Raw genomic sequence first — 10851 nt, 5'->3', positions numbered from 1 at the left:
CTCTCCCTTGTTGTGTGGTGGCCGGGTTTTTTTTTATATTACCCCGGCCCTGCACCCCCCCCCCCCCGCCCGGGCCCGGCCCCTACCCCCCTCGGGGGCCGGAGCCTCGGCTCACTGAACGGACGGTACCCGGGCCCCGCGCCCACGGACCATGCACGGATCAGCCGCCGCCGGGGAATACTCCCGAACATGCCTGCCGAGTACGCGACCTTCGCCCTCGCCCCCGCGATACGTGCCGGTGCCGTCACCCCAGGCGGCGGTCACCGAGCGCACCGAGACTTCCTGGACTTCGTCGTCGACGGACGGCCACTGCTCTTCCGCCTCGCCGACCTCGACGCCGTCTCGCCCCTCGCCTCCGACATCCCGCCCGCGATCCTGACCGAGAGCGTCCGCGGTCTCCTCCTCGACGCCGAGGCTCCGCTGGAGGGCGGCCGGCACGTGATCTACGGCTGTCCGGAGTGCGACGGACTCGGCTGTGGAGCGGTCACCGCCGTCATCGAGCGCGACGGGGAGGACATCGTGTGGCGTGACTTCGCCTGGCAGACCGACGACGTCGCCGACCTCGACTTCAACGGTTACCAGGGGATCGGCCCGTACCGCTTCCGCGGCGGGCAGTACCGCGCCGAACTGGAACGGCTGCTTCATGACGAGCTCACCGCCGAGGCCCCCGCCGCCCGCCGTGTCCTGCTCATCGGCGCCCGCGCCGCCGTCCTGGGCAAGCTCGCCGCTGCCCTGCGCACCATCGGCATCGGCGCCGACATCGTCCCCGACACCGAAGGGGTCACGGACGACGAGCTGCGCGGCTACGGCGCCGTCGCCTTCGGCCGAGCCGTCCCCGAAGAGGCGCGGGCGGCCGTGCGCGCCTCGTTCGCCCGGGCCGCCGTCGACGTGGCGTACGTCGACGGCCTCGCCCCGGTCGTCCCCGTCCTCGTCGCTCAGATCGTCTCCGCCCTCGACCCGACCCCGCCGGAGCGCCGACGGCTCACCGCGCTGGCGGCCGCCGGGGCCGAGGCCACGGTCGAGGTGGCCTCCGCGGTCGGCGTCCAGCTCGTCGCGTACCGCCTCGACCGTCTCTACCGCACCCACGAGAAGCTTCTCCTCGACGACGTGCTGGAGCCGGGCACCCATCGGATCCCCCTGGACGCGAAGGCGGTGAAGGGACAGTCCTTCCTGGTGGCCCGCACCACCGGGAGCGAGCTGGTCGTCCCGGTCGTGCACTGACCGGTGACATACGATTCATCTCCTGATGACTGCAACCCTCGTCGCCAAGGACCTCGCCGCCGGCCACGGCGAACGCTCCCTCTTCGCCGGCCTCGACCTCGTCGTCGCCCCCGGCGACGTCATCGGCCTCGTCGGCGTCAACGGAGCCGGCAAGTCGACGCTGCTGCGCCTCCTCGCCGGGCTCGACACCCCCGAGGACGGAGAGCTGAGGCTCTCCCCGCCCACCGCCACCGTCGGCCACCTCCCGCAGGAGCCGGAGCGTCGCGAGGGCGAGACGGTACGGGAGTTCCTGGCCCGCCGCACGGGCGTGGCCGCGGCACAGACCGCCATGGACGAGGCCACCCAGGGCCTGGTCGACGGAGCCCCCGGCGCCGACGACGCGTACGCCGTCAGCCTGGAGCGCTGGCTCGGGCTCGGCGGCGCCGACCTGGACGAGCGCGCCGAGGAGGTCGCCGACTCGCTCGGCCTCACCGTCGGCCTCGACCAGCCGATGACCTCCCTCTCCGGCGGCCAGGCCGCCCGCGCCGGACTCGCCTCCCTCCTCCTCTCCCGCTATGACGTCTTCCTGCTCGACGAGCCCACGAACGACCTCGACCTCGACGGTCTGGAGCGGCTCGAAGGCTTCGTGCAGGGGCTGCGCGCCGGGACGGTCGTCATCAGCCACGACCGCGAGTTCCTCACCCGCACGGTGACCAAGGTCCTCGAACTCGATCTCGCCCAGCAGCAGATCACGCTCTACGGCGGCGGTTACGAGGCGTACCTGGAGGAGCGGGAGACCGCCCGGAGGCACGCCCGCGAGGGCTACGAGGAGTACGCGGGCCGCAAGGCCGCCCTCGAAGCGCGCGGCCACATGCAGCGGTCCTGGATGGACAAGGGCGTCAAGAACGCCCGCCGCAAGGCCACCGACGGCGACAAGCTCGGACGCAACGCGCGCAGCGAGGCCAGCGAGAAGCAGGCCGCGAAGGCCCGCCAGACGCAGCGCATGATCGAACGGCTCGACGTCGTCGACGAGCCCCGCAAGGAGTGGGAGCTGCGGATGGAGATCGCCGCCGCCCCGCGCTCCGGCTCGGTCGTGGCGACCCTGCGCGAGGCCGAGGTCCGGCGCGGCGATTTCCGCTTCGGACCCGCCACCCTCCAGATCGACTGGGCCGACCGCGTCGCCATCACCGGCGCGAACGGCGCCGGCAAGTCGACGCTGCTCGCCGCGCTCCTCGGCCGGCTCCCGCTCGACGCGGGGGACGCGGTGCTCGGCTCGGGCGTCGTCGTCGGCGAGGTCGACCAGGCGCGCAAGCTCTTCCACGGCTCCGAGTCGCTGCTCGACGCGTTCTGCGCGGCGGTGCCCGAGACCGAGCCCGCCGAGGTACGGACCCTCCTCGCGAAGTTCGGCCTCAAGGCCGAGCACGTGCTGCGGCCGGCCACCACGCTCTCCCCGGGCGAGCGCACCCGCGCCGCGCTGGCCCTGCTCCAGGGCCGTGGGGTGAACCTGCTGGTGCTCGACGAGCCGACGAACCACCTGGACCTGCCGGCCATCGAGCAGCTGGAATCCGCCCTCGACACGTACACGGGCACGCTCCTCCTGGTCACCCACGACCGGCGCATGCTCGACGCGGTCCGCACGACCCGCCGTATCGAGGTCGCGGACGGCAAGGTGACCGAGCTCTGATGGGCGTCACCTTCGGCTGGGGCCCGACGGAGGCGGCCGTCCTCGCCCGGGACGCCGCATGCCTGGTCGTCGTCGACGTCCTCTCCTTCACGACGTCGGTCGGAGTGGCGGTGGAGTCCGGCTCCGCCGTCTTCCCGTACCCCTGGCGGGACGAGACGGCGGCTGCGTACGCGGCCGAGCTGGACGCGGCCCTGGCCGTCGGCCGCAGCCAGGCGTCACCGGAGACGCCGTGGACGCTCTCCCCGGCCGCGCTCCGGGCGGCCCCGCCGACCCTGCGCCTGGTCCTGCCCTCCCCGAACGGCTCCACGATCTCCGCGGAGCGAAGCGAGCTGGGGGTACCCCCAGGCGAGGCTCTGGGGGAGGGCGGCGCGACCGTGGTCGCGGCCTCGCTCCGCAACCGCACGGCCGTCGCGCGATGGCTGGCCCGGCACGGGTACGGCTCCGCATCCCTCCGGCTCGCCGTGATCGCCTCGGGCGAGCGGTGGCCGGACGGCTCCCTGCGCCCGGCGCTGGAGGACCTGCTGGGCGCCGGCGCCGTCCTGTCGGCGCTGTGCGCCCTGGGCCCGTACGACCTGACGCCCGAGGCGCGGGCGGCGGCCACGCTGTGGGAGGCGACGGAGGACCCCGCGGCGGTGCTGCACCGCTGCGATTCAGGGCGTGAACTGTACGAGTACGGCTATCCGCAGGATGTGGCGGTGGCCGCCGAGGTCGACACCTCGGAGACCGTCCCCGTCCTCACGGACGGCGTATTCCTGGAGGCACCATGACCGACCTGCTGACCCGGCTCACCGAGATGCTGGACGACCTCGACGCCGACGTCGACGAGACGATCGACCTGGCGGACGAGATCGCCGCCTCGGGCGACGCCGCGCTCCTTCCACGGCTCCAGGCCGAACTGGACCGCGCCCTCGTCGAACGGAACGCCTACGCCCGCGAGCTGCTCGGCGGCGTCCTCGCCGCGATCGGCGGCCCGGACGCGCTCCCGGCCCTGCTGCGGGCCTCGTCGGTCGATCTCGGAGACGACCAGGACTCCCTGGCGACGGAGATCGTCGACCTGGTCCAGGCCGACCCGGACCGCTCCCGCGCCCTGCTCCAGCCGCTGACGGAGGACGACGACCTGACGGTGGCGAACCGCGCGGAATGGGCGCTCCGCTTCCTGCCGAACGGCTAGGGCCGGTCCGGCGGATCAAGGTCGGACAGGCCCCAGGAGCGCATACCGTTCTCAACTCACGGCGCGCCTCCGGGATTCCCGGTCGCGCTGTGACATTCCCCTGCTGCTCCGTGCCTTCCCGCCTCGCCTCTCACCTGCGCATACTCCAGGTCCGCCGCGCCCTGAACCATGGACGGGCGGGCGCCGATCGGATGGAGCTGATGGACACGATGACGTCGCACGCGGTCTCTGCGGCAGCCGCTGGTACGTGGATGCTCGGTGACCTCACGGTCAACCGGATGGGTTTCGGTGCCATGCGCCTGACCGGCAGCGCCGCCTTCAGCGAGGGCACCCCCAGCGACCGTGGGCAGGCGATCGCCGTGCTCCGCCGCGCGGTCGAACTCGGCGTCGACCACATCGACACCGCCGCCTTCTACTTCTCGCGGCTGCGTTCCGCCAACGAGCTGATCAACTCGGCACTGGCGCCGTACGCGGACGATCTCGTCATCGTCACCAAGGTCGGCCCGGCGCGGGACGCCGACGGAGAGTGGGTCGCACCGGCGCGACCCGACCAGCTGCGCGGCCAGGTCGAGGAGAATCTGCGCCAACTCGGCCGCGACCACCTCGACCTGGTCAACCTGCGCCTCATGGGCCAGGACTCCATCAGCGAACACTTCGGGGCCCTCGCCGAACTGCGCGACGCCGGACTCGTCCGTCACCTCGGGATCTCCAGCGCCCGTCCGGAACACCTGGCCCAGGCTCAGGAGATCGCACCGGTGGTCTGCGTCCAGAACCCCTACGGCCTCGACGCGCCCGACGGGGACGACATGCTGCGGGCGTGCGCGGCGCGCGGCATCGCGTTCGTGCCCTTCTTCTCCATCGCCGGGGGAGGACGCGAGGCCGGAGCCGTCCGGGCCGAGCACGAGCAGGTCCACACCGTCGCCCGCGCGCACGGTGTCACACCCGCGCAGGTCCGCCTGGCGTGGATCCTGCACCAGGGCGACCATGTGCTGGCCATCCCCGGGACGGGCAACCCGGATCACCTCGTCGACAACGTGGCGGCGGGCGCACTCCGACTCACGGCGGAGGAGCTCCGGCTGCTCGATTCGATCCGCCGCCCCGCGTCACCCTGACCGCCGGGAAGACGGACGGGCCCGGCCTTCCGGCCGGGCCCGTCGTCGCGCGTCAGCGGCCGCGTCGCTTGCCGCCGCCGCCCTCGTTCAGGAGACCCGCCTTGCGCAGGGCGTCGGCCATCGCGCTGTTCGCGGGGGCCGGGGCCGAGCCCTGGGCCTGGGCCCGGCGCTGCTGGGGCGGACGGCCGCCCCGGTCGCGACGCTCGCCGCGCTCGGGCCGCTCCCGCTTCGGCGCGCCCCCGCCCGCCGACTCCGTCGTGGCCTCGTCGTCGAGCCGCAGCGTCAGCGAGATCCGCTTGCGCGGGATGTCGACGTCCAGGACCTTCACCCGGACCACGTCACCCGGCTTCACCACGTCCCGCGGGTCCTTGACGAAGTTCTTCGACATCGCCGACACGTGCACGAGGCCGTCCTGGTGCACGCCGATGTCCACGAAGGCACCGAAGGCCGCCACGTTCGTGACCACGCCCTCCAGGACCATCCCCGACGCCAGGTCGCCGAGCTTCTCGACGCCCTCCTTGAACGTCGCCGTCTTGAACGCCGGCCGCGGGTCCCGCCCCGGCTTCTCCAGCTCGCGCAGGATGTCCGTGACCGTCGGCAGACCGAAGGTCTCGTCGACGAATTCGTCCGCGCGCAGCGACCGCAGCACACCCGTGTTGCCGATCAGCGACGCGACCTCGCCGCCCGTCGTCTTCACCATCCGCCGCACCACCGGGTACGCCTCCGGGTGCACCGAGGACGCGTCCAGCGGGTCGTCGCCGCCCCGGATCCGCAGGAAGCCCGCGCACTGCTCGTACGCCTTCGGCCCGAGCCGCGCCACGTCCTTCAGCGCCCTCCGCGACCGGAACGGTCCATTGGCGTCCCGGTGCGCCACGATGTTCTCGGCCAGCCCGGCCCCGATCCCCGACACCCGCGAAAGCAGCGGCGCGGAGGCGGTGTTGACGTCGACGCCGACGCCGTTCACACAGTCCTCGACGACGGCGTCCAGCGAACGCGAGAGCTTCACCTCGGACAGGTCGTGCTGGTACTGCCCCACGCCGATCGACTTCGGGTCGATCTTCACCAGCTCGGCGAGCGGGTCCTGCAGCCGTCGCGCGATCGAGACGGCGCCGCGCAACGACACGTCCAGGCCCGGCAGTTCCTGCGAGGCGAACGCGGAGGCCGAGTACACCGAGGCGCCGGCCTCGGACACCATGACCTTGGTGAGCTTCAACTCGGGGTGCTTGGCGATGAGTTCGGCCGCGAGCTTGTCCGTCTCGCGGGACGCGGTGCCGTTGCCGATGGCGACCAGCTCGACCGCGTGCTCCTTCGCGAGCCGCGCCAGCTTCGCCAGCGACTCGTCCCACTTGTTCGCCGGGACGTGCGGATAGATCGTGTCGGTGGCCACGACCTTGCCGGTCGCGTCGACCACGGCGACCTTCACGCCCGTACGGAAACCGGGGTCGAGTCCCAGCGTCGCCCGCGTGCCGGCCGGGGCGGCGAGCAGCAGGTCGCGCAGGTTCGCCGCGAAGACCCGTACCGCCTCGTCCTCCGCCGCCGTCCGCAGCCGGAGCCGCAAGTCGATCCCGAGGTGGACCAGGATCCGGGTCCGCCAGGCCCAACGGACCGTGTCCAGAAGCCACTTGTCGCCGGGTCGGCCCCGCTCGGCCACGCCGAAGCGAGAGGCCACCATCCCCTCGTACGAGGACGGCCCGGGCGCCTCCGACGGCTCCTCGGGCTCCAGCTCAAGGGAGAGGACGTCCTCCTTCTCGCCGCGCAGCATGGCGAGGATCCGGTGGGAGGGGAGCGCGGTGAACGGCTCGGCGAAGTCGAAGTAGTCGGCGAACTTGGCGCCCGCCTCCTCCTTGCCCTCCCGGACCTTGGCGGCGAGCCGTCCCCGGCCCCACATCCGCTCGCGCAGCTCGCCGATGAGGTCGGCGTCCTCGGAGAACTTCTCGGTGAGGATCGCGCGGGCGCCGTCCAGCGCGGCGGCCGGGTCGGCGACGCCCTTGTCGGCGTCGACGAAGGCCGCGGCGGCGGCCGCCGGCTCCACCGACGGGTCGGCGAGGAGCCCCTCCGCCAGCGGCTCGAGACCGGCCTCGCGGGCGATCTGCGCCTTGGTGCGGCGCTTGGGCTTGAAGGGCAGGTAGATGTCCTCCAGCCGGGCCTTGGTCTCGGCGGCCCGGATCTGGGCCTCCACCTCGGCCGTCAGCTTGCCCTGCTCCCGTACGGAATCGAGGACGGCGGTCCGCCGGTCCTCCAGCTCCCGCAGATAACGCAGCCGCTCTTCGAGCGTGCGCAGCTGCGCGTCGTCGAGCATCTCGGTCGCTTCCTTGCGGTAGCGCGCGATGAACGGCACGGTCGACCCGCCGTCGAGCAGCTCGACGGCCGCCCTCACCTGTCGCTCGCGTACGCCGAGTTCCTCGGCGATCCTGCCTTCGATGGACGTCGTCACGGTGTACCGACTCGCCTTCTCGTGCCTCAAGCTTGCGACTGCATTCTGCCGCGTCCCCCGCCCGAATGCGCCACGCGCCCCGCGCACACCTCGACGTTGCCCCTGCCGGACCGCCCGTCCCGGGCGGGTACGCGGCCAGGACGAACGCCTCCGCACGCCCTGCCGGACCGCCAGTCCCGGGCGCGCACGCGTCCAGGACGAACGCCTCCGCACGCCCTGGCCGGAGGCCCGCCCTCGGTGGGCGGCGGCCATTCCGCGCCGCGCGGGCCGATGAAGCGGCCCCGGTGTCGCTCCACCGGCCCCGCCGCCTACGCCTGCGTCGCCGGCCCGCGCCGCCGGCCTGCGTCGCCGGCCCGCGCCCCCCGCGTCCCCGACGCCTACGCCTGCGTCGCCGGCCCGCGTCGCCCGCGCCCGCTCCGTTGGCCTGCGCCGCCCGCGCCTGCGCCGCGCGCTCCGCCGTCCGCGCCCACGCAGCCGGCCCGCCGCCTACGCCTGCGTCGCCGGTCCCGCCCGCGCCGCCGGCGACGCCTGCGCCGCTCGCCCCGCCCCGCTGCCGCTCCCGCTCAGCCCTTGCCGGTGAGGTCCGCCGGGAACGCGCCCGCGAGGTACGCCGTGTTGCGGAAGGTCTTGCCCAGTTCCGTCAGGCGCTCGACGCCCGCCGCGCCCAGGTGCTCGTACGGGGCCGAGTCCAGGCGGTCCGTGTGGTTCTCCACCGTCTCGCGCAGCGCCTCGCCCTCGGCGGTGAGCTCGCCTCCGCCGTCGAGCAGCCCGCGCTCCCGCAGCCGCGCCACGGCGGCCTCCCAGTCGGCACGCCCCCAGCCGCGGCTGCCCAGGACCCAGCGCGGGCTCATGCCCAGGCCCGTGGCGGTGTGGCTGACCAGCGCCTCCAGCGGGTCGAGGCCCGCGCTGAGCAGCGCCACGAGGTGGCCGTCGCCCCGGTGCTCGCGCAGCAGCGTCGCGGCGTGCCAGTAGCGCAGGTGCGGCTCCTCGGGCACCGGCAGGTCGGCGTGGGCCGAGTAGAGCGGCCGGGCGTGCCGGGTGCACGCCTCGGTGGCGCGCAGGGCGAGCTCCGCGGCCTCCGCCATCTCGGCCGAGGCGATCGTCTCCTCGCCGAGGAGACGGCGCATCGTGGTGTCCACGGCCCGCAGCCGGGCCGCCCCCACCTCGGCGGGCGAGGCGATGTCCCAGACCGCCGGGAGGTACCGGGCCAGCAGCTCGACGTTGTAGTTGTAGAAGGTCGCGGCGACGGTCCCGGCGCCCACGGACCCCATCGCGGCGCTGCGCGAGGCGAGCCGCATGGCCGACGGGTCCTCGAAGCCGAGGGCCTGGAACTCGGTGTCCAGGTCCGGCGAGAAGTACACCGTGGAGTGCATCGGGTTCAGCATGTGGTGGCAGCGGCGGCCCGCGCGGGGCGGCAGAGAGGTCATGGAACGGCACGTTACCGACTGGTCGGTACGACGGGAAGGTCGGGGCTGTCCCCGGACGGCCGATGGCAGGAAACGTGGGGTCTTCGTCATTGCGGCCGTCCCGCGCCCCGCCAAGGATGGAACACATGACGAAGCGACCCGTGCTCGTCGTCCTCTTCGACGACGTGCAGAGCCTGGATGTCACCGGACCGGTGGAGGTGTTCGCCGGCGCCGGCCGCTTCGGTGGCGGTGGCAGCACCTACCCGATCGTGACCGCCTCGCTCGACGGCGCTCCGGTCCGTACCCAGAGCGGCCTGCGCCTGCTTCCCGACACGACGCTCGACGCCGCGGACCGCCCGCACACCCTGCTCGTCCCCGGCGGCGAGGGCACCCGCCGCCCCGATCCCCGGCTGATCGACTGGCTCCGGGAGAACGCCCCGCACACCGAGCGCCTGGTGTCGGTCTGCACCGGCGCCCTGCTGCTCGCCGAGGCCGGACTCCTCGACGGACGCCGGGCCACCACCCGCTGGATCGCCTGCGACCACCTCGCCCGCTGCTATCCGGACGTCGACGTGGACCCCGACCCCATCTTCGTCCGCGACGGCAGGATCTCCACCTCCGCCGGTGTGACCGCGGGCATCGACCTCGCACTCGCGCTCGTGGAGGAGGACCTCGGCCGCGTCGCCGCGCTGACCGTCGCCCGCCACCTGGTCGTCTTTCTGCGCCGCCCCGGCAACCAGGCGCAGTTCAGCGCCCAGCTCGCCGCCCAGACCGCCCGCCGGGCACCCCTGCGCGACCTCCAGCAGTGGATCACCGAGCATCCCGAAGGGGACCTCTCGGTCGAGGCCCTGGCCGCCCGCGCCCGGCTGTCGCCGCGTCACTTCGCCCGCGCGTTCCAGGCGGAGACCGGTACGACTCCGGGCCGGTACGTCGACCGGGTCCGGATCGAGCACGCGCGCAGGCTCCTGGAGGAGACGGCCGACGGCGTCCAGGAGGTCGCCCGGGCCGCCGGTTACGGTACCCCCGAGGCGATGCGCCGGGCCTTCGTCAAAGCCATGGGGACTGCCCCGGCGGACTACCGCCGCCGCTTCCACGCACCCGTACCGAACGCTCCGCAGACCACCCGCTGAAAGGGATCCCATGCAGATCGCCGTGCTCCTCTACGACCGCTTCACCACCCTCGACGCCGTCGGCCCCTACGAGCTCCTCGCCCGCCTCGCCGGAGCCGAGACCGTCTTCGTCGCCAAGGAAGCAGGACCGGTCCGCAACGACCAGGGAAGCCTCGCCCTCGTCGCCGACAAGACCCTCGCCGACGTGCCGAACCCGGACATCGTCCTGGTCCCCGGCGGCCCGGACTCCCGCCAGGCGATGAACGACCCGGAGATCCTCGGCTGGCTCCGTACCGCCGACGCCACCAGCACCTGGACCACCTCCGTCTGCACCGGTTCCCTGATCCTGGGCGCGGCGGGCCTGCTCGACGGCCGCCGGGCCACCACCCACTGGCTCGCGTACGAGGAGCTGCGCGCGCTCGGCGTCGAGCCCACCGGCGAGCGGGTCGTCTTCGACGGCAAGTACGTCACCGCCGCCGGGGTCTCCTCCGGCATCGACATGGCGCTGCACCTCATCGGCCGGATCGCGGGTGACGCCACGGCGCAGACCATCCAGCTGCTGACCGAGTACGACCCGCAGCCGCCCTACGACGCGGGCTCCCCGGAGAAAGCCCCGGCCGAGATCGTCGCGCACTGGCGCGGCACGGCCCCGAAGGACCTCGTCGAGGGCTGAGCCTCATCGCGGACCGAGCCCCGTCGGGGGCCGAGCCCCGCGCGCGAAGCCTCAGATCCCGC

General features: G+C 73.5%; 9 protein-coding genes. 7 read left to right on the top strand and 2 right to left on the bottom strand.

The genetic code is table 11. The features are described 5' to 3' along the window. Nucleotides 1–189 precede the first annotated feature (189 nt). From ACFV9D_RS01960 to ACFV9D_RS01940, 5 genes are all read left to right on the top strand, one after another. A complete protein-coding gene (locus ACFV9D_RS01960) occupies nt 190–1221 on the top strand; it encodes an oxidoreductase (protein WP_385139384.1) in 1032 nt (343 codons plus the stop codon). A 25-nt stretch (nt 1222–1246) separates the two neighbouring features. After that, the gene (locus tag ACFV9D_RS01955; RefSeq protein WP_385139381.1) at nt 1247–2884 is read left to right on the top strand and encodes an ABC-F family ATP-binding cassette domain-containing protein; all 1638 of its coding nucleotides are present in this window, start codon (nt 1247–1249) and stop codon (nt 2882–2884) included. Next, a complete protein-coding gene (locus ACFV9D_RS01950; RefSeq protein WP_385139378.1) occupies nt 2884–3651 on the top strand; it encodes a 2-phosphosulfolactate phosphatase in 768 nt (255 codons plus the stop codon). The genes ACFV9D_RS01955 and ACFV9D_RS01950 overlap by 1 nt, the downstream gene beginning before the upstream one ends. Then, on the top strand, nt 3648–4055 hold the full coding sequence (locus tag ACFV9D_RS01945; RefSeq protein ID WP_385139375.1) for a hypothetical protein: 408 nt from the start codon (nt 3648–3650) through the stop codon (nt 4053–4055). Before ACFV9D_RS01950 ends, ACFV9D_RS01945 begins: the two co-directional genes overlap by 4 nt. Before the next feature lie 209 nt (nt 4056–4264). Continuing rightward, nucleotides 4265–5167 (top strand): oxidoreductase, encoded by a 903-nt coding sequence (locus ACFV9D_RS01940; RefSeq protein WP_385139438.1) that lies wholly within the window; start codon nt 4265–4267, stop codon nt 5165–5167. A 52-nt stretch (nt 5168–5219) separates the two neighbouring features. Here the strand turns inward: ACFV9D_RS01940 and ACFV9D_RS01935 are convergent, their stop codons facing one another. Beyond that, nucleotides 5220–7601, bottom strand: coding sequence for a Tex family protein (locus ACFV9D_RS01935; protein ID WP_385139372.1), 2382 nt, complete (start codon nt 7599–7601; stop codon nt 5220–5222). A 563-nt stretch (nt 7602–8164) separates the two neighbouring features. Further along, nucleotides 8165–9028 (bottom strand): hypothetical protein, encoded by an 864-nt coding sequence (locus ACFV9D_RS01930; RefSeq protein ID WP_385139369.1) that lies wholly within the window; start codon nt 9026–9028, stop codon nt 8165–8167. 125 nt (nt 9029–9153) lie between these two features. Between ACFV9D_RS01930 and ACFV9D_RS01925 the strand changes: the two genes are divergently transcribed. Together ACFV9D_RS01925 and ACFV9D_RS01920 are read left to right on the top strand one after the other, a co-directional pair. Then, nucleotides 9154–10137 carry a GlxA family transcriptional regulator gene (locus tag ACFV9D_RS01925; protein WP_385139367.1) on the top strand — a complete coding sequence of 328 codons (984 nt, stop codon included), beginning with the start codon at nt 9154–9156 and terminating at the stop codon, nt 10135–10137. Nucleotides 10138–10147: 10 nt separating this feature from the next. Then, nucleotides 10148–10789, top strand: a complete 642-nt coding sequence (locus ACFV9D_RS01920; RefSeq protein ID WP_385139365.1) for a DJ-1/PfpI family protein — start codon at nt 10148–10150, stop codon at nt 10787–10789. Nucleotides 10790–10851 lie beyond the last annotated feature (62 nt).

The organism is Streptomyces sp. NPDC059875 (assembly GCF_042731085.1).
In the GTDB taxonomy this organism is placed as follows: domain Bacteria; phylum Actinomycetota; class Actinomycetes; order Streptomycetales; family Streptomycetaceae; genus Streptomyces.
The sequence above is the reverse complement of the archived record's forward strand: the minus strand, read 5'-3'. Positions and strand labels throughout refer to the sequence as shown.